The organism is Chlorogloeopsis fritschii PCC 6912 (assembly GCF_000317285.1).
GTDB lineage: Bacteria > Cyanobacteriota > Cyanobacteriia > Cyanobacteriales > Nostocaceae > Chlorogloeopsis > Chlorogloeopsis fritschii.
The window spans coordinates 24,298-43,516 of sequence record NZ_AJLN01000066.1 but is presented as its reverse complement, the minus strand read 5'-3'; the positions used below and the strand labels follow the sequence as shown (position 1 = coordinate 43,516).

Below are 19,219 nucleotides of genomic sequence, written 5' to 3'. Positions count from 1 at the left end.
TTAGTTATCAGTGATTAGCTAATGACTAATGACAAATGACTCATGACTAATGACTGAATGAATCTGGATTGGTCTCATCTTTGGCTGTATGTATCTCCGCCAATCTTGGGTGGAGTAATTGGCTATTTCACTAACGACATAGCCATTAAAATGTTATTTCGTCCTTATAGAGCAATTTACATTGGCGGACGAAGATTGCCCTTCACTCCTGGATTGATTCCTCGCAACCAGGAACGCTTGGCTAAGAATATCTCTAACACGATTATGGGATCGCTGCTCACGCCAGAGGAGTTACAGAATCTGGCGCGGCGATTGTTACAACCAGAACGCGTGGAATCAGCAATTCTCTGGTTGCTGAGAATGGCAATCGATCAAGTCAAATCTGATAAAGAGCAGAAAACAGCCAAGATTGTGGCGGGCATTTTGCGGGATTTGTTAGGGGAATCATTACCACGGTTGCTGAAGGTATTGGCGCGACGGGAAGACTTTTTAGAAGCCCAGATCAATCAAATTTTTGACCAAATACTTTTGGAATTTCAACTGAGCGATGAACAAGCTTCTCGCCTTGCTGATTGGCTTTTGCAAGTTGTTCTGCCACCAGAGACAATTCGGTTAGCGATTATTGATTTTTTAAGCGATCGCACGATTCAGACTATAGATGAAAGCTTTCGAGAAAAAACTAGCGGTACCTATTGGGTAGTGGCAAATCTGTTTGGTTTACGCAACACCTTATCCCGCCTGCGCACTTATTGTTTGGATGAGAAAGAGGCTACCAATCAGCTGTTGCAGGAATGGATTCAAGATTTGCGAGTACGCGATCGCCTCAAAAATGTCTTGCAAAATCTGACTTTACAAAATTTACCTATAGGTACGGTGCGGCAACTGCGCAAGACTACACGCGAAAGTGTTCGCCAATACCTACAAACACGCGGTAGCGATTTCCTACAAGGATTAAGTGATTCAGTTGACTGGCATAATATTGCTGTCTTATTAGTTAACCGCCTGAGTACCTCACCTGTTGTAAACACTTCTTTAGAAGTTGCAAGTCAAGAATTGGCTTTAATCTTAGAGCGTTACTTGGAAAAAGATTTAGAAGTGATTGTGACTAACGCAATTCCAATTTTGTCCATCGATCAGGTGATTATGGATAGAGTCAAGTCAACTTCACCAGCAGATTTAGAAGCTGCTATTGAGGGAATTGTTAAAAATGAATTGCAAGCAATTGTGACTTTAGGTGGTATTTTGGGCTTTATTGTGGGGTTATTTCAAGCAGCATTTTTGTTGATTAATAATGTTTAATTAGGGGCGAGGGACTAGGGATTAGAAATTTTAGATTTTAGATTTTGAATTTTAGATTAAATTCCAATTCAAAATGGCTTTTCATCAAAATCCAAAATTTAATTGCCCAATCATCAATCCCTAATACCTAGTACCCATCTCTAAGTTATTTTTACCTCATATATTGTTCATGTAATTGTAATTTTGTCGCCATTTTTCTAGTTTTTCAATAGATACTGATTTCGTCACGACATTTACACCATTCCCTCGCCAATCAATTTCTGGATCTGTTGTAAATACTCCACACTCTAATTCCTCCAATTTGATATCCCAATATTCGCTAAATCGACTTTTTAAAGTTATCACCTGTTCAAAAACCTTATTCCTGTGTTTATTTCTTCTTTTTCTTTCTGTTGCTCCTGTTGCTTCAGTATCAATAAATTTAGTTTCTATTAAAAACAATTTTTTGTAAGATGTGAGATAGACAAAATCACACTTTCCCAAATCTGTATAATCGGCAATTGGAGACTTTTCAAATAACAGCAATTCAGCGCAGGTCGGAAATAGGTCTGTGATATTTAAAAATAAATATGCTTGCAATAAAAGTTCCTTGTCATAAGGAAACCCAACAACCCCCTCAAAAAACTTTTTAATGTCTTGTTGAGTTTGAGGTTGAATTTTTTTGCAGTATGCCACAAATTGACCTAGCGCATCTGCAGTCATTAAGTATTTGCCTCTTGTTCTGGTTACTGCATTTATCCTCATGGCATAAAAAAATAACATTTCCTCCATGAAGACTCCCACCGCAGAAGTAACCAAAAAAACCAGCTTATCTAAAAATACTTAGTAACTATTACTGAGGTGCAATAATTAAAAAAATGTTAAAACACTGTTTAATTAGTATGTTTTACGGAAAAAAAACATACACAAAAGATAAATTTGCTAATTGCCATTTAACAAACAAAGTATTAATTAGCACTTTAAAAGAATTCAGAATTCAGAATATTCTGGCTTCTGGCTTCTGAATTCTGTCTGATCAAAATCAGTCATTTACAAGCGGTTGTACACGAGCTGTAAATTGAGCATTTTGTAAAGCCTGAACTGTGCTGATAGAATTTTGCACCCAAAATTGCCGCCCAAAACGAACAAGGCGACGTGAGTTTCCAGCTTGTACAACTCCGATTACAGGTACTTTTGCTTTTTCTTTTTCTCCTGACTGTTCTTGCAAAATAGTTCGCAGGCGATGTTGTTCTTCAATTGTGGCTGCTTGTTGAGGATTGAACTCTACCATTACCATTTGTACTGTTTCGACTGGTTCGGCATCTTCAACAATAAATTGAGTTTGTTCGTCTCGCCGATCTACTTTACCCCAAATTATTAATCTCGCATCAACTTGTAGAAGCAAATTAACGCGTTCATAGTTTTTTGGAAAGACTACGGCTTCTGATTGTGCAGTTAAATCTTCTATTTGCAAAATGGCCATTGGATCGCCTTTTTTTGTGATTACTTTTTTCACATTATTGAGAATCACAACTGCACACAAAGTTGTATCTTCCTGTTGTTCACCTAGTTGGGAAAGGTTAATTGGAGCCAAAATTTTTGCAGATTTACGTATAGATTTAAGAGGATGATCTGATACATAAAATCCCAAAAGTTCTTTTTCCATCCGCAATTTTTCTTGAGGAGGAAAATCAGGAACAGATTTAGCTTTGGGCGCACTATCAAAGCTATTTTGCGGCGTATTATTCTTACTAGAAAATCCACCACCCAACAAATCAAAAAGGTTTCCTTGTCCAGTCGCTCTATCTCTAGCACGGGATTGCGCCCAATCGTATACTAAATCCAAATCGTGGATGAGCTGATTACGGTTGGCGTCAAGTTTGTCAAAGGCTCCACAATAAATCAACGACTGTAAAGTGCGGCGGTTTACAGCAGCCAAATCTATGCGATCGCAAAAATCAGCCAAGGATTTAAACTCGCCAGTAGTTTCTCTTGCTTCTAAAATTGAGGCGATCGCATTTTGTCCAACGTTCCGCACAGCCGATAGTCCAAATACAATCTTGCCACCCAAAGGAGTAAAATCGACACCAGAACGGTTAATATCTGGCGGATCGATTTGAATTCCCATATTCGTACAGGTGGCAATGTATTTTTGCACCTTATCTGTGTCGTCACAGTTAGCTGTCAACAGCGCCGCCATGTACTCTAACGGATAATTGGCTTTTAAATAGGCGGTTTGGTATGTTACATAACCGTAAGCTGTAGAATGTGATTTGTTGAAGCAATTGGAAGCTACCAAACCATTTTTAATGACGAAATTATGGTCGCGTTCCACTCCGATGTCATATACGTTCTGCGTACCAAGTGATTTTTTAGCAATTATTTTAACCATGTTCTCAACCGATAAAATTTATAAAATTTATAAACAGTTCGTAAATCAGCTTTTTTGTAGTTGTTCAGACAAAGGCACAAATAGGTGTTAAATCCCGTAGGGTAAACTAATAGCTTTGTAAAATAAATTTAGTTTACAAACTTGCTTGGTGTGCAATCCATATTAGCAAGAGTGTGAGCCGCCTTCACGCAAAACTGTAGGTGCGGCTAAAACCAATTGAGCAGAAACTGACAAACTGTACTAAAATCAAGGACTTGAGTCATATAAGGAAGCAATCATGGCATCCATTCGCGAGTTGCACAAACAGCTAGTAAACAAAGAACGTTCTGCGGTGGAAATTACTCAAGAAGCTTTAGAGCGTATTCAAGCCCTAGAGCCGAAATTACACAGTTTTTTGTGCGTGACTGCTGAACGGGCATTAGAACAAGCGCGTGCTGTGGATGCCAAAATCGCCGCTGGAGAAGAAATTGGCACCCTTGCAGGAATTCCGATTGGCATTAAAGACAATATATGTACTAAAGGAATTCGCACCACCTGCGCTTCTCGCATCTTAGAAAATTTTGTACCGCCTTATGAATCAACGGTAACGCAAAAACTGCTAGAAGCTGATGCGGTGATAGTTGGCAAAACCAATTTAGATGAGTTTGCCATGGGCGGTTCTACAGAAACTTCCGCCTTTGGGATGACGGGCAATCCTTGGGATACATCAAGGGTTCCGGGTGGTTCTTCTGGCGGTTCAGCAGCAGCAGTAGCAGCAGAAGAATGTGTTGTATCCCTTGGTTCTGATACTGGCGGTTCGATTCGCCAACCAGCATCTTTTTGTGGTGTAGTGGGGATGAAACCGACTTATGGATTGGTTTCTCGTTATGGTTTGGTGGCGTTTGCTTCGTCTTTAGATCAGATTGGGCCTTTTGGGCGCACAGTAGAAGATGCAGCGATATTATTGAATGCGATCGCCGGATACGATCCTAAAGACTCTACTAGCTTAAAAGTTCAAATTCCCAATTACGCCGCAAGCCTAAAACCAGATCTCAAACCGAGAGGACAACTGAGAATCGGTATTATTCAAGAAACTTTTGGTGAAGGTTTAGACTCTCAAGTTGAACAAGCCATAAAACAAGCGTTAGAGCAATTGCAAGACTTGGGTGCAGAAATTCACGTAATTTCTTGTCCCCGCTTCCGCTATGGCTTACCTAGTTACTACATCATCGCTCCTTCGGAAGCATCGGCAAACCTAGCTCGTTACGATGGTGTGAAATATGGCTATCGTGCTTCTGAGGCAGATAACTTGATGGAAATGTACACCCGTACTCGTGCTGGTGGTTTTGGCGCAGAAGTCAAACGCCGGATTATGGTTGGAACCTATGCCTTATCTGCTGGTTATTACGATGCCTATTATCTCAAAGCACAAAAAGTACGTACTCTGATTAAGGAAGACTTTGAAAAAGCTTTTGAACTTGTTGATGTCTTAGCTTGCCCTACGGCTCCCACCACAGCATTTAAAGCAGGAGAAAAAACCTCCGATCCCTTGAGTATGTATCTAGTTGACTTAATGACTATTCCAGTCAATCTTGCGGGTTTGCCTGGTATAAGTGTGCCGTGTGGCTTTGACGACAAGGGCTTACCAATTGGTTTACAGCTGATTGGTAAACCACTGCGAGAAGATCAGCTGTTTCAGGTGGCTTATGCTTATGAGCAATCAACTTCATGGCATCTGCAAAAGCCTAAAATTTAGTCATTGGTCATTAGTCTATAGTTAATAGTCATTAGTCATTGGTCATTAGTTTTCACTACTAACCACTAACTATTGACTATTGACTGATTCAGGAGTAAATGTTACTTGTTTTACACGACCTGAATTTCCGAGAGGTTTTTGCTCTGTGTTGTTGGCAGAAACTAATACAGCTCCAGCATTTTGAGAAAGAATAGTCAAATGCTTGTTTGCTGTCCAGGTTTTTCTTTCTCCCTTGTTTAAAGTTCCCTCAAATGCTGTTTTGCCATCTGCCTTGACTCGCAACCACGAATCATCTTGAAGTTCAATAGTAACTTCGACAGGAAATACTCGTGAGGAACGAGAAGCTCCTGTTTGCAAGCTAGTCACTGTTTTTTCGATGGCAGCGCTAGATTGATTTTTGCTTTTAGCCACTGATTCAGCTGAATTCTGGGGACTAAGTTTAATAAACAGTGCAAAGGAAGCAACGGCTAGCAAGATTGCATAGGGAACAGCAAGAGGAATATGTATGCTTTTTATATTTGACTTTTGCTTGGCATCACTATTTTTGTTCTCCGAGTCGAGTAGGAAAAAATTAATAGCAAAATTTTTAGCTAAATCAGTACCATTTAGCCCTAAAGCATCTCCATAGCGCTTGATAAATCCTTGCACAAACACAGGTTCGGGCAAATCTTCGTATCGCCCTTCTTCCAAAGCTTCTAATAAAACTTGTCGAATCAGTGTTTTTGCGGTGATTTGTTCTATACGTAAGCCTTTTTCTAGTCGTAGCTGTCGTAAATATGCTCCTATTTCCTTGAGTTGCTCTTGTTGAGCATCATTGAAGGAATTCACTGCAATCTCCTAAAATTTACAAGTTTACATTTTTATTTAGTTAAACTTTATAAACATAAATTCTTTGATAAAAATTATTAATTGTCAAATACTGAGGTTAGTTTATTTCGCTGAGATACATTGTATATATAAATACTGGCATGATGATAAGTAAGCTGCAACATAGAATACAATTATTAATTAATTTGCTGATTTTGTTGAGAGCGATCGCAGCACTAGGTGATTGTGCTGTCAGTATACTGCTTTTTTCCGCAACCACAATTTATCTTTTTTCCATCTCCTCTCAAATTCGTTCTCTGAATGAAGTACGGGTTTGCCAAAAAGAACTTGTATTGATTTGTACCTGAGAGTAGATTTGGCAAATTCTTTAGTAGCGTCATCATAGTATTAGCGTTGCTGATAGTAGCAACAGTTTTTTAATTGCTAAAGGAAAGGCTATGACTACAACGTTAGTAGTGCCCGATTCCATTGAGTCCTTGCTAGGGCAAGAAGCAGAAGAACTATTAACCTACAAGGCAAAAGTTCCTAAAGATTTGTTACATTTACCAGGCTCGGATTTTGTAGATCGAGTGTGGCTCAACAGCGATCGCAATCCCCAAGTTTTACGCAATCTCCAGCTACTCTACTCGACTGGCAGGCTTGCCAATACTGGCTATCTTTCCATCTTGCCAGTAGACCAAGGTATCGAACACTCGGCAGGTGCATCTTTTGCACCCAATCCCCTTTACTTCGATCCAGAAAATATCATCAAGTTAGCGATCGCGGCAGGATGTAATGCTGTTGCGACAACTTTGGGAGTGTTGGGAGCAGTTTCACGCAAATATGCCCACAAAATTCCCTTTATCGTCAAGCTTAACCACAATGAACTGCTAACTTACCCCAATCAATTTGACCAAATTATGTTCGCCTCTGTCGAACAAGCTTGGAATTTGGGTGCTGCGGCAGTGGGCGCGACAATTTACTTTGGTTCAGAAAATTCTACCAGACAAATTCAACAAGTCAGCCAAGCATTTAAACGCGCCCATGAACTGGGGATGGTGACGATTCTTTGGTGCTATTTGCGTAACAGCGCTTTTAAACAAGACAAAGACTATCATATTGCCGCCGATTTGACAGGGCAAGCAAATCATTTAGGTGTGACAATAGAAGCTGACATCATTAAACAAAAACTGCCAGAAAACAATAATGGTTATGACGCAATAGCCAAAGCAACAGGCAAGAGTTACGGTAAAACCGACAAACGGGTTTACTCAGATTTGACAACCGATCACCCCATCGATTTGACTCGCTACCAGGTGTTGAATTGTTACTGTGGACGTGCAGGCTTGATTAATTCTGGTGGCGCTTCTGGTAAAAATGACTTTGCCGAAGCAGTTCGCACCGCAGTGATTAACAAACGTGCTGGTGGTACAGGGTTAATTTCTGGGCGTAAGACTTTCCAACGTCCGTTTGAGGAAGGTGTCAGGCTATTCAATGCCATCCAAGATGTTTATCTGTCAAAAGATGTAACTATTGCTTAGATTGGATTTTTGAGGAGGGTAAAACCCTCCTTGAATTTAAGCAGATGTTTCCCTAAACATTAGAAAAAAAATAACCACAAAAGACACATAGATATCCGCATGGGCAGCTTCCCATAAGGGTAGAGACGAACAAAAGGTATCAATAGATGATAGAGATTAATTTTTCAAAATCTTGGTAATCAAAACTTTGGTATATTCGGGAAGATTGACCACATATTTGATAGAAAATTTTATCTTCTTTTACATTGAATAAATATCCTTCTATTTATGAAATCTAACAAAGCCCTTAGAGACTGATTCACATCAGAACTGACTTGGGCTTTTTTCAAACAACAGCAATAACAAATTTGGATATTTTTTGTTATTGTCGCTAAAATTATTGGTATTAGCCTATCAAGAGGTAACATATGAACGTTTCTCTAACACCCGAATTGGAAAAGTGGGTGCAATCTAAAGTTGAAAGCGGTATGTATACTTCTGCTAGTGAAGTTATACGGGAAAGTTTACGGCTTCTTAAAGAACAGGATGCTTTGAAAGAAATACGCCTAGCAGAGTTGCGTCGGGAGATTCAGCTTGGGATTGAGAGCGGAAACTCTACACCTCTAAACATGGATGAAATTATCGCCAAGGCAAAACAACAACGGCAGGAGTTAGAATCTCCATAATGCCGATTATTCTCAAAAAGCCGCTTGCAGAAGCTGATTTATTGGAGATTTGGAATTTTATTGCTAATGACAGCTTTGAAAAAGCAGATCGATTTCTACAAAAAATAGAAAACCAACTCAAAATACTGGCATCAAATCCAGGTATGGGAAGAAGACGTGACTCCTTAGTGCCAAATCTGCGGAGTTTTCCAGTAGGGAATTATTTAATTTTCTACAGTTCCATCAACCAAGGGATAGAAGTCATTCGTGTTCTGCATGGAGCAAGAGACATCCAAAGCCTTTTTGAAGATTCAGAAGATGATGAATAAGATAATTGAGACGATCGCCCACAAACAACCCAAAAGCACTACAGCGATCGCCTGGCAGCGACGACTTGGGGACGTTGTAGTGTAATCTGGAAGTCACGCCAGAGGAAGGATGGGATATATTCAAGAGTAGAGACGCTAAAATTTACAGCAGTTAATAAGGGTTAGGTTGATGAGTCTGTCACTTGAAAAAATTTTAAGTGAGATTGAGCAACTGACTCCAGAGGAGCAATTGACGGTAATGGGGTATTTGGTGGAGCTTGTGAAGAAACATCTTACTCAAGCGCAACCAAAACACAAGTGGAGCGATTTGAAGGGTATGGCACCCTATCCGTTATTAAGTGAAGATGCTCAGGAATGGGTTTCGCGAACTCGACGAGAAGCAGATGAGCATCGAGAACGGTTGTTGCAAGGAGAGGAATGAGGATTAGTGATGCCTTAGCTGGAGTTTCTCGCTTATTTCTCGATACAGCACCCGTAATTTATTTTGTAGAACGCAATCCGCAGTTTGTGGATTTAGTCGATCCAATTTTTGATCGCTTAGAAACTGACATTACAGCAGTAGCATCTGGGATAACGTTATCAGAGTGTTTGGTGGGTGCTATCCGTCTGGGGTTAGTGGATTTAGAGCAGGCTTTTGTCGATGTATTGCAACAAGAACAAGTAGTTTTTGTGGAAATTCATGTTGCTATTGCGCGAGAAGCTGCGAGAATTCGGGTGCGTTATAACCTTCAGTTACTCGATGCGTTGCAGGTGGCGGCGGCTTTAATGGCTGGTTGTGAGGCGTTTTTAACTAATGATATAACTTTGAAGCGGGTGACGGAGTTGAGGGTTTTGGTGGTGGGTGAGATGGAGGTGGAGTCAGTTTCAGTGCTCAAAGTTTTAATTCCTAATGGGAGATAATTGAGGCGATCGCCCACAAATAACGCAAAAGCACTACAGCGATCGCTTTGACAGTGGCTTGGGAACGTTGCAGTGTTATCTAGAAGTTACGCCATAACAGAAGCGAAAAGCTTGTTATTGCTTGCAGTCGGTTTCCTTGGTTTCGCACCCATGCCCACAGTTCTGCTGCTTTTCGCATCGTTGCAGGGGTTAATGGGATGAAGCAGATTTGACTGAGTTTGTTGAGACGCTCTATCTTCTCTAGCATTTTCCAGGTGAAATCGGATGAGGGGTGATATCCCCTAATTCAGGAAATCATGACAAGAGGTGGAATTCTCGATCGAGATTCTGAGATATTCTGGAATAGTTGAGAATTTTATTGCAAGAAGTGTTCTACTTCAATCGCTCATAGGGATTTTATTCCCTTGGCTGAATGTATTTTACACCTAATTTACGGATCATTTTAGAGACGATGAAGCTGGCAGGAAGAGTAAGTCAAGTGACACCTTCTATTACCTTAGCCATCGCAGCGAAAGCTAAGGCAATGAAGGCAGAAGGAATTGATGTTTGTAGTTTTAGCGCTGGCGAACCAGATTTTGACACTCCAGCGCACATCAAAGCCGCAGCCGAAAAGGCTTTACAGGAAGGAAAAACAAAATACGGGCCAGCTTCTGGAGAACCAAAACTAAGAGAAGCGATCGCCAAAAAACTAAGAACCGATAATGGTCTAAATTATAAAGCAGAAAATGTCATTATTACTAATGGCGGCAAACATTCTCTGTTCAATTTGATGCTGGCAGCAATTGAACCAGGAGATGAAGTAATTATCCCTGCTCCCTATTGGTTAAGCTACCCGGAAATGGTAACGCTAGCAGGTGGAACTTCTGTAATTGTTCCTACAGATGCCTCTACAGAGTATAAAATTACTCCTGAACAATTGCGAAAGTCAATTACTCCCAAGACAAAGTTATTTATCCTCAACTCGCCGTCTAATCCTACGGGTATGGTGTACACGCCAGAAGAAATTAAGGCGCTGGCAGAAGTAGTAGTAGAAGCAGATATCTTTGTTGTCTCTGATGAGATTTACGAAAAGATTCTCTATGACGGCGCAAAACACGTGACTATTGGTTCCTTAGGAGACGAAATTTTTGCTCGCACTATTATTAGCAATGGTTTTGCCAAAGCTTACTCAATGACGGGATGGCGAATTGGTTATTTAGCAGGGCCGATTGATATGATTAAAGCTACAATTACCATCCAAAGCCACAGTACTTCTAATGTATGCACCTTTGCTCAATATGGTGCGATCGCGGCTTTAGAAGATTCCCAAGACTGTGTCGAAGAAATGCGCCAAGCTTTCGCTAAACGCCGCCAGGTGATGCTAGAAAGACTCAATGCTATACCCGGATTGAGTTGTCCCCAACCAGACGGCGCGTTTTATTTGTTTCCCGATATCAGCAAAACTGGACTAAAATCCCTAGATTTTAGTGATGCCTTATTGGGAGAACAGCAAGTAGCAGTAATTCCTGGTATAGCTTTTGGTGCTGATAACAACATTCGCCTCTCCTACGCAACCGATTTAGCCACAATTGAAAAGGGGATGGATAGGTTAGAGAAGTTTGTAAAGTCGCGGATTTAGGTAAGAATCAAGTTTAATTTACCTGTAGGGTGGGTTGGGCGCAAGTCTTAGCCCACTGTTACTATTAGTATTTGTGAACTTAGTTTCTGCAAGTTAGTGAAGAGATTATTTATGACAGGTGACAGGGTTAAAAGACTTTTGGTGTCTAAGTTTTATCATCTGTTGATGTCCTAACAACTTGGGCTGTTGCTAGACAAGCAACAATTTGATTGATAAATAAAATTAATAAGGCTATTTCTGGCTTGGCAATAATATAAATATAGAGGAACAATGACAATTAAAGAACAGATTACTCAAGAACTAGAAAAATTACCTGAACCGCTATTACAGGAAATTTTAGACTTTGTTCAGTTTTTGCAAGCCAAACATCAACAACTCGACATACCTACAAATAAACAACCAGAGCAAACACTGATAGTAGAGCATACTCTAACAGGTTCCACTGCCCAAGATTTATTAGAATTTATAGGAAGTTGGGAAGGTTCAGATATTAGAGAATGTCTGCAATTAGTTCATTCTAGTCGTATGCCACTAGAATTTTAAGTATGTATCTTCTTGACACTAATCACTGTTCCTTCTTGATTTAAGGTGTGCCTAATGTGGCCAATCATTTGCGTTCACTTGGTCAAGTACCAATAGCAACTAGTGTCATTGTTGCTGGGGAATTACGCTTTATGGCACAAAATTCTGAGCAAAAAGCTGCTAATTTAATTAAAATAAATGCGTTTTTGCGACGAATTAACCTATATGGAATCGACAAAGAAACAACAGAAATTTACGGTGATTTGAAATCAGAAATTCTCAAGCAATTTGGCCCGAAAAAAAAAAGTAAACGTAAAACAACTAAACTAAATACTATTGGCATTAGTGAAAATGACCTTTGGATAGCGGCAACAGCTTTACGTCACTCTTTGATTGTCGTTTCATGTGATAGTGATTTTGAGCGAATGCGACAAGTACTAAAATTTACTTTGGAAAGTTGGGTTTAGGCTTGGTTTTAGTAATGGAAAAATTGCTGAAACTGTAATATCGCTAAGGAGCAAGATAACTTCCATGCAAAAAGCTTCTTAACCACTTAATCGCCTCACTTGTTGTTTGCTCGTTTGCAATTTGCAAGCATTGCTGCACAATTTCTTTGACGTTGGGAAAATAGCTGCTTTCTGTAATTGCGTAATTTTCACCCTGTAATCTATAAACTAATAGCTGCTTATTTTTTAATAGCCAAACCTCTGGCACTTGATAAGGGAGATAGTCATTAATATCGGTATAGCTAGTAACATCTATCTCAATTACTAAATCGGGTGGAGGATCGTTGAGCCAGTCGATACGGCTTTTACCTACTACGGATTTCCAATTTTCAATGTAAAAGCAATAGTCAGGCTCAATGCCACTGACTTCTGGCAAGCTCATGGTGATGGGCGTAAATGAATCGTATCTGCGGTTTAAGTGGTCAAGTAAAGCTGTTACTATCAATCCCAGCAAGCTCGCATCTCTTCCATGTTCTGGTAGCGGTGCCATTAGCAAAATCTCTCCAGATCGATATTTAATGCGAGGCGAGCAGCGATCGCCAAGTTGCTGACTCAGTAGTTGATAGTCTTGCCAAGTTCCCAACATCCTTACGACTGTGCCAGGTTGCAGCTCGATTTTTTCAGGTGTAATTACAGTATGCATATTCGCCTGCCTTTAGAAACTCCGGCTACACCAAAAGGTTGGCTGTGTTTTGATGACTCCCTGTTACGCACTCTGCTGGGCACCAAGCCGAACAACTTCTACATTAACATTGCATTAAATTGATGCCTATTTTCAGAGTATTGGAAACACCTAATTCATATTTTTAACCAATCTTGGCGAATGTATTTAACAACGCTATCTTCTGTGTTAGAGCCAATTACCAATGTCGCATAACGCTGAAGTTCAGCATCTGCGTTAGCAACCGCAATAGCACGATCAGCTATTTTGAACATTTTGATGTCATTAATTTGATCTCCAAAGACTATAATCTCACTTTCCCCTAACCCATAATTATCTACCAGAGTCCGAATAGCTTGGTCTTTAGTAGCTTTGCAGTCATGAATTGTTAACCAGTACCACCCTGGAGAGTATTGGTTCTCGATCAAGTGTGTCTCTGTGCTATTTCCATGTCTTTGAATAATCGCACCTTGAAGTTCGAGCAGTTGCTGTGCGTAACCAATTACCGTTAGACAAACAATTTGCTCGCAAAAAGAATGCGTCAAATCTTCAATTGCTCGCCATCTTCTGTCTTTGTTTGTTAGGCGATCGCTGAGATACCAACGCATACCATCGTTGATTACATCTTTATAATAGGCACAGTCTTCTGTACCATTAAAACTAGATACAAACGGAACACAGCCGAACTCAAGAATAAGTTTGTAGATACTTTCAACTACATCAGGACATATAGAATTAATAATTTCATGTCTGCCAGAATCCAAATCAGAAATAAAAGCACCATTAAATTCGATCACCGGGAGACGAAGATTTAAACCCTTCAGCATCACTTGCATAGAAACAACGCTACGCGCGCTGGCTACAGTAAACTGTAGTCCTTTATGCAAGAGTTCGTGAAGGACTTTCTTGCTGAACGAAGAAAGAATTGCATTGTTTCCCAGTAATGTACCGTCTAAATCTGAAACATAGACAGTGTTCATAAACTCATCGGGGACACTGGTTGAGAGAAGAATTATAACTTAATTCCAATTAAAGAATGAAATTTTCTTTCCCTATCACCTATCCCCTTTTCTTCTCTGGTAGGTTACGCGGAGGTACGAGTCTGCCTTCAATCGTTTTTGTCTCCAGTATACTTTTGCTTGACAAAACTTGATTCTGACTATTAAAAAATATCAAATTTCTTTTCAACTAAATTTATTTTTAGGGTTATTCACTCAAGTATCAGGTTGCGCGAACGGCAATGTAAAATAAAACGTGCTTCCTTCACCCAATACGCTCTCTACCCAAATTTTTCCACCATGTTGCCGAATGATGGTTTTACAGATTGCTAATCCCAACCCTGTTCCCCCTTTTTGACGAGAATCAGAAGCATCTACTTGCTGAAATCGTCCGAAAATAGTTTTGAGTTTGTCAGACGGAATACCGCGTCCATTATCTCTCACAAAGAACAGAACATGATCAGGAAATAATTCTGCACTTAACCACACACTACTACCAACGGGTGAGAACTTGATGGCGTTACCTAACAAATTAATTAGGGTTTGGGTGATCGCATCGGGTGCTGCCCAGATTTGAATTTTGGGGAATGTGGCACAGAGGGTGATATTGGCTTCGTCTGCGATCGCTTGCACTGTTTCAGTTGCCTGTTTAATTAAATCACCAATCTCGCATTCTTGCATAATCAGTCGGACTTTACCCGACTCCAGGCGTTCTAGATCGAGGATATCGTTAACAAGACGCATTAAGCGGTTGCTGTTTTTGAGAGCAATTTGGAGTAATTCTTTGGCTTGTTGGGGTTCATCTTTTAAAACTCCGGTTTCTAAAATACCCAAAGAGCCACGAATAGCTGTTAATGGAGTACGCAGTTCGTGACTGACGATGGAAATAAATTCATTTTTCATGCGAGAAATTTGCTGGCGATCGCTGATATCCTGATATTGATTAATAAAGTAAAGTGGTTTTCCGTCCCGCTCTCTGACTAGCGATGAACTCAACAAAATCCAAACTTCATGTCCGAGTTTGTGAATGTATCGCTTTTGTGTTTGGTAGGTGCGAGTTTCTCCAACTAGGAGGCGCTGTCGATAATCGAGAGCCTTGTGTAGATCATCCGCATGAGTAATATCTTGAAATGTCAGTGCTAAAAATTCCGCTTCTGAGTAGCCTAAAATTTCGCACAGCGAACGATTAACCGTAATAAAGCTGCCATCAATTGCAACCATTGCCATCCCAATAGCAGCATCATCAAAGGCTCTGCGAAATCGCTCTTCACTTTCGCGCAGTGCCAACTCTGTCTGTTTGCGATCTGTGATGTCAAAGTTTACGCCCCCACCGTATACGGGCTTTCCGTTGTCGTCAAAATAGAAACGCCCGCGAGCCGCCATCCAGTGAATACTACCATCTGGCCATTGAATACGTACCTCGAAATCGAGTTTGCCGGTTTCCATCGCCCGAACAAACGCCGCATCAAAAATTTCGCGATCTTCTTCCACAACGTGGCGTCTAGCAATTTTCTGTCCCCATTCACTTTGCAGTGTGTCGTAACCAAAAATTTGGTCATGGCGCAGCGATCGCTTTGAGGCAAAATCTTTAGTAATATCCAAATGCCACGTTCCCATTTGTGCGGCTTCGATGGCGATAGTTAAACTCTCCTGTGCGGCTTGCAAAGCTTTTTCAGTGTGTTTGCGTTCAACTAGTTCAATTTGCAATTGATGATACAGGTTTGCCTGATGAATGGCGATCGCTAGTTGGTTGCAAAGCTGTTGCAAAAACTCTACCTCAGATGCTTGCCACTGGCGGTAGTGGGAGCAGGCATGAACAATGAGCAATCCCCAAACTTTATTTGAGGAACCTTCAAAGGATTGGACAATCGGCGCAACTACTTTAGACTTGACGCCAACTTCTTGCATAAACTCAACCAAACACGCTCCCCAATCATCCTTTGCCACATCAGGCACAATCCGAGCATTTCCCTGGCAATAGTACTCATAGCATTCATCTGGGAAACACTCATCAAGCCAACGCATCTGATTTGTGACGGGATAATCAGGAATAACGGCTTCTTGAATGATCTGTCCCGATCCATCCTGATTCAACTGGAAAATCAAGGCTCTATCCGCTTGGAGAGTCTGCTGTACTTCAATTACAGTTGTTGCCAGAATTTCTTCCAGATTGAGCGACTGACGGATGTGTTGAGTAATGGTGCCAAGCAAGCGTTCCTGTTGTGCCTGCGATCGCAAGAAATGTTCCAGTTGCTTGCGAACAGTTATGTTGAAGGAAGTACCAATCAGACGATAAATTTGCCCATCTTCGCTCTGAAGCGGAGCTAAGTTAGTAATCCACCAGGTTTCTTTTCCCTGAATTACCAAAGATTCTTCATAAGTAATGGGTTTTCTGGCTGCTACACAAGTACGATAACGATCAATAACAGCTTGTGCATCTTCTGGTGACAAAACTTGTTCAGGAGTTCTACCAGCAATCTCTGTTGATAAAAGTCCAGACATTCGCTCATTGGCGGGGTTGATGCCCACATAACGAAACCTGCCATCTTCTAAGACATCCACTATAAACACTGCCGCTTCAATGCCTTCATAGATGCTGCGTAAAAAGTGTTCGCTTTCTCGCAGGGATTCTTCTGTGCTTTTGCGCTCCGTAATATCTTCTGCTAATCCTACGTAGCGTAAAAGTTCTCCCGATTGAGCGAGAATTGGAAACACTTCGGCAAAAATCCAGCGAGTTGTTCCATCGTCTCTAATAATCCGATATTCTCGCTGGACGCGCTTGCCTTCATTCTTTTGATAGAGAGAATGCAAAACAAGTTGGCGATCATCCGGATGTACAAACTCCAGCCAAGACTTGGGATTTTGATAGAGACTTTCACAACTTTGTCCCCAAATTTTCTCATAGGCAGGGCTGAGGTAAAGATACTCTCCTGAATCGGCAGATAGAACAAAGAAAAATTGGTGGATATTTTCCGCAATTTGACGAAATCGCTCCTCACTTTCTCTAAGAGCAGCCTCGGCTTGTTTGCGTTCAGTAATATCTCGGATTAGCCAGCGTAGAGAAATGAGTTGATTAGAGGAGCCACAAACAGGAGCAACTGTCATTTCAACCGCAAAAGGCTCACCGTTTATAGGTTGCAGTTTCAGTTCCCAGGTTTGCTTTTGTTGAAGCGATAATAGCTGGTTTAATTGAGTACGAAACGCCCGCCGATCACCCTCTGAAATAAAATTAGCTAAAGGTTTGCCAGCTAAAAATTTCAAATCTACAGACAGGTATGCTGCGATCGCATGATTTGCTTCTTGAATGATCCCCGTTGCATCTGTTGTCAGGTATCCATCGGGTGCAAAGTTAAATAAATCCTCATAGCGCTTTTGTTCGATTATTAACTGGTGATACTGCTGTTGCCGCTCTAATTCAAAAAACTGTAGCTCCTCCAGCATACATTGCAATTCTTGATTCGTGGCTTGTAGCTCGGCGTTGTATTCTTCTAATTTTTTGTAAGCTTGTTGTAATTCTTCCTCTGTCTGTTTGCGAGCAGTGATATCACTAGCTGTTCCCGTTGTACCAATAACTTGTCCTTGCTCATCAAAAAGTGCGATCGCGTTAAACAACAGGTGAATCAGTCTGCCATCTTTGGCTCGATGGGTAGTCTCATATAAATTGACTGGTGTTCCATTCAACAGTTGTTGGAAAACTTCTAAATCTTTAGCAGCTATTTCAGGTGGGAGAAAATCAGTAAATGGATGCCCGATCATTTCTTTGGGATCGTAACCATAAATCTGTTTGACAGCTTGGTTGACGAATGTTATTGCTCCCTGGCGATCGCACGACATAATTATGTTCTGCGATGTCTCAACTAAATTGCGATATTTCTGTTCGCTCTTGGCAAGAGCGGCTTCAGTCAACTTTCGTTCAGTGATATCGCGTACAAAAAGGATGTTTTCATGACTACCACAGGCGACGATGCGAACTTCATAATCGTGAAGCCGCCCATCAATAGGTAGCTGATATTCTAAAATTTGGGTTTCTCCCAACAATATAGCTTGTTGTTGAGCTTGCAGTATTTTCTGTGCCACTTGATCTGGCAATATCTTTTGAATTTTTTTGCCTAGAAACTTACTAGGCGGCACAAAGGGTTTTAGATCTTTCGCGGGTTTGAACTCTAGATAAGTTCCATCAACATGACAGCGAAAAACCATATCGGGGATGGCGTCGAGAAGGGCGCGATTCTTGATTATGCTTTGCTCTAGTGCTTGTTGTGCTTGCTTGCGTAGACGCGTAGCGGCTTGCCGTGAGGCATCGCTAATATCTCGTACATTTGCCCACATGATCTCCGGTTGTCCGCAATCATTTTTCTGACAATAAACTGTTAACTCAACTGGGAAGATCGTGCCATCCTTGCGGATATATTCCTTCTCGTAAGTATCAGAGTATCCCCGTTCAATAATTTGTTGCTCAACGATTTCGGCTTCCCAACAGTGCCATTGGATCGGTGTGAGATCCCAAAAGCTCAATAGCTTGAGTTCCTCTGGAGAATATCCCAACATCTTTTGATAGCTAGCATTGCAATCAATAATTCTCCCTTGCATATCGGTGAGCACTATGCCATCAACACTGCCCTCAAATAGTCTGCGATAGTGCTTCTCCTTGTTTTTGAGCTGCTCTTGGGCAATGTTGCGCTCTTTGATTTCCTCTACTAGTTGTTTTGTTAGTCTCTGGATGCGTAGTTGATTTTCGACACGAGCTAAAACTTCTTCTGGCTGAAATGGCTTAGTAATATAGTCTGCTGCACCGAGGGAAAAGGCTTTAACTTTATCGAAGGTTTTATGTAAGACACTGAGAAAGATAATCGGAATATCCTTGGTTTGGGCAGATGCTTTTAGCTGGGAACACACCTCGAAGCCATCCATTTCCGGCATCATGATGTCCAGCAAAATCAAGTCGGGTAGCGTTGACTCGACAGCTATTAAAGCCAGTTTACCGCTCGGAACCAGTTGCACTTGATACCCATGTTTAGACAAGATTTGGATGAGAAAATCTAAATCGTCAGGGTTATCGTCAACAACTAGTATATTTTCTTTTGGTTTGGTACTTTCCGAACGAGCGCACAAGGCTTCCTGCGGTTGCAGATTGGTTGAAACTTCCTCCCTATCAAAACCCATCCCTACTTTTTCACGATCAGGTGGCATCCCTAAGTCCGACATAGTATCCTTTTTTAAAGGTATTGCGGATAAAATTATTACAGTCTTATTCTCAAATACTAGTCTTCAGCGCGAGCAAAAATATT

Annotated in this window: 18 protein-coding genes; 11 read left to right on the top strand and 7 right to left on the bottom strand. The window is 40.9% G+C overall.

Annotated features, from left to right (window positions below):
* Positions 1 to 57: 57 nt before the first annotated feature.
* Complete coding sequence (locus UYC_RS0111485) at positions 58 to 1,299, top strand: DUF445 domain-containing protein (protein WP_016878828.1); 1,242 nt, start codon at positions 58 to 60, stop codon at positions 1,297 to 1,299.
* Between the two features lie 156 nt (positions 1,300 to 1,455).
* Here the strand turns inward: UYC_RS0111485 and UYC_RS0111480 are convergent, their stop codons facing one another.
* On the bottom strand, positions 1,456 to 2,001 hold the full coding sequence (locus UYC_RS0111480; protein WP_016878830.1) for a hypothetical protein: 546 nt from the start codon (positions 1,999 to 2,001) through the stop codon (positions 1,456 to 1,458).
* 319 nt (positions 2,002 to 2,320) lie between these two features.
* Positions 2,321 to 3,670, bottom strand: a complete 1,350-nt coding sequence (locus UYC_RS0111475; protein WP_016878832.1) for a trans-splicing intein-formed DNA polymerase III subunit alpha C-terminal partner DnaE-C — start codon at positions 3,668 to 3,670, stop codon at positions 2,321 to 2,323.
* Positions 3,671 to 3,947: 277 nt separating this feature from the next.
* Here UYC_RS0111475 and gatA point away from each other — a divergent pair, with 277 nt between their 5' ends.
* On the top strand, positions 3,948 to 5,405 hold the full coding sequence (gatA, locus tag UYC_RS0111470; protein ID WP_016878833.1) for an Asp-tRNA(Asn)/Glu-tRNA(Gln) amidotransferase subunit GatA: 1,458 nt from the start codon (positions 3,948 to 3,950) through the stop codon (positions 5,403 to 5,405).
* Between the two features lie 69 nt (positions 5,406 to 5,474).
* On the opposite strand, the gene UYC_RS0111465 is transcribed toward gatA, so the two are convergent.
* Complete coding sequence (locus UYC_RS0111465) at positions 5,475 to 6,233, bottom strand: helix-turn-helix domain-containing protein (RefSeq protein ID WP_016878834.1); 759 nt, start codon at positions 6,231 to 6,233, stop codon at positions 5,475 to 5,477.
* Positions 6,234 to 6,373: 140 nt separating this feature from the next.
* Between UYC_RS0111465 and UYC_RS0111460 the strand changes: the two genes are divergently transcribed.
* The 6 genes from UYC_RS0111460 to UYC_RS0111435 all read left to right on the top strand — a co-directional run bounded on the left by UYC_RS0111460 (position 6,374) and on the right by UYC_RS0111435 (position 9,626).
* Positions 6,374 to 6,580, top strand: coding sequence for a hypothetical protein (locus UYC_RS0111460; RefSeq protein WP_026087789.1), 207 nt, complete (start codon positions 6,374 to 6,376; stop codon positions 6,578 to 6,580).
* Positions 6,581 to 6,670: 90 nt separating this feature from the next.
* Positions 6,671 to 7,753, top strand: a complete 1,083-nt coding sequence (locus UYC_RS0111455; protein WP_016878837.1) for a class I fructose-bisphosphate aldolase — start codon at positions 6,671 to 6,673, stop codon at positions 7,751 to 7,753.
* Positions 7,754 to 8,160: 407 nt separating this feature from the next.
* Positions 8,161 to 8,418 (top strand): type II toxin-antitoxin system ParD family antitoxin, encoded by a 258-nt coding sequence (locus tag UYC_RS0111450; RefSeq protein ID WP_016878840.1) that lies wholly within the window; start codon positions 8,161 to 8,163, stop codon positions 8,416 to 8,418.
* Positions 8,418 to 8,726 (top strand): type II toxin-antitoxin system RelE/ParE family toxin, encoded by a 309-nt coding sequence (locus tag UYC_RS0111445; protein ID WP_016878843.1) that lies wholly within the window; start codon positions 8,418 to 8,420, stop codon positions 8,724 to 8,726. The genes UYC_RS0111450 and UYC_RS0111445 overlap by 1 nt, the downstream gene beginning before the upstream one ends.
* Positions 8,727 to 8,895: 169 nt before the next feature.
* Entirely contained in the window at positions 8,896 to 9,147 is a 252-nt protein-coding gene (locus UYC_RS0111440; RefSeq protein WP_016878844.1) for a hypothetical protein, read from the top strand.
* Positions 9,144 to 9,626: a type II toxin-antitoxin system VapC family toxin gene (locus tag UYC_RS0111435; RefSeq protein WP_016878846.1), complete on the top strand. Its 483-nt coding sequence runs from the start codon at positions 9,144 to 9,146 to the stop codon at positions 9,624 to 9,626. Before UYC_RS0111440 ends, UYC_RS0111435 begins: the two co-directional genes overlap by 4 nt.
* A 79-nt stretch (positions 9,627 to 9,705) precedes the next feature.
* On the opposite strand, the gene UYC_RS38570 is transcribed toward UYC_RS0111435, so the two are convergent.
* Positions 9,706 to 9,873: a hypothetical protein gene (locus UYC_RS38570; RefSeq protein ID WP_162139001.1), complete on the bottom strand. Its 168-nt coding sequence runs from the start codon at positions 9,871 to 9,873 to the stop codon at positions 9,706 to 9,708.
* A 204-nt stretch (positions 9,874 to 10,077) separates the two neighbouring features.
* Here UYC_RS38570 and UYC_RS0111430 point away from each other — a divergent pair, with 204 nt between their 5' ends.
* The 3 genes from UYC_RS0111430 to UYC_RS0111420 all read left to right on the top strand — a co-directional run bounded on the left by UYC_RS0111430 (position 10,078) and on the right by UYC_RS0111420 (position 12,233).
* On the top strand, positions 10,078 to 11,244 hold the full coding sequence (locus UYC_RS0111430; RefSeq protein ID WP_026087744.1) for a pyridoxal phosphate-dependent aminotransferase: 1,167 nt from the start codon (positions 10,078 to 10,080) through the stop codon (positions 11,242 to 11,244).
* Positions 11,245 to 11,514: 270 nt separating this feature from the next.
* Complete coding sequence (locus UYC_RS0111425; RefSeq protein WP_016878850.1) at positions 11,515 to 11,787, top strand: DUF2281 domain-containing protein; 273 nt, start codon at positions 11,515 to 11,517, stop codon at positions 11,785 to 11,787.
* 56 nt (positions 11,788 to 11,843) lie between these two features.
* Complete coding sequence (locus UYC_RS0111420; RefSeq protein WP_016878851.1) at positions 11,844 to 12,233, top strand: type II toxin-antitoxin system VapC family toxin; 390 nt, start codon at positions 11,844 to 11,846, stop codon at positions 12,231 to 12,233.
* Positions 12,234 to 12,276: 43 nt separating this feature from the next.
* Here UYC_RS0111420 and UYC_RS0111415 read toward each other — a convergent pair whose 3' ends face one another.
* The 3 genes from UYC_RS0111415 to UYC_RS0111400 all read right to left on the bottom strand — a co-directional run bounded on the left by UYC_RS0111415 (position 12,277) and on the right by UYC_RS0111400 (position 19,121).
* Positions 12,277 to 12,915, bottom strand: coding sequence for a Uma2 family endonuclease (locus UYC_RS0111415; RefSeq protein ID WP_016878852.1), 639 nt, complete (start codon positions 12,913 to 12,915; stop codon positions 12,277 to 12,279).
* 155 nt (positions 12,916 to 13,070) lie between these two features.
* On the bottom strand, positions 13,071 to 13,913 hold the full coding sequence (locus UYC_RS0111405) for an HAD hydrolase family protein (protein ID WP_016878854.1): 843 nt from the start codon (positions 13,911 to 13,913) through the stop codon (positions 13,071 to 13,073).
* A gap of 234 nt (positions 13,914 to 14,147) precedes the next feature.
* Complete coding sequence (locus UYC_RS0111400) at positions 14,148 to 19,121, bottom strand: PAS domain S-box protein (RefSeq protein WP_016878855.1); 4,974 nt, start codon at positions 19,119 to 19,121, stop codon at positions 14,148 to 14,150.
* Between the last annotated feature and the right edge of the window lie 98 nt (positions 19,122 to 19,219).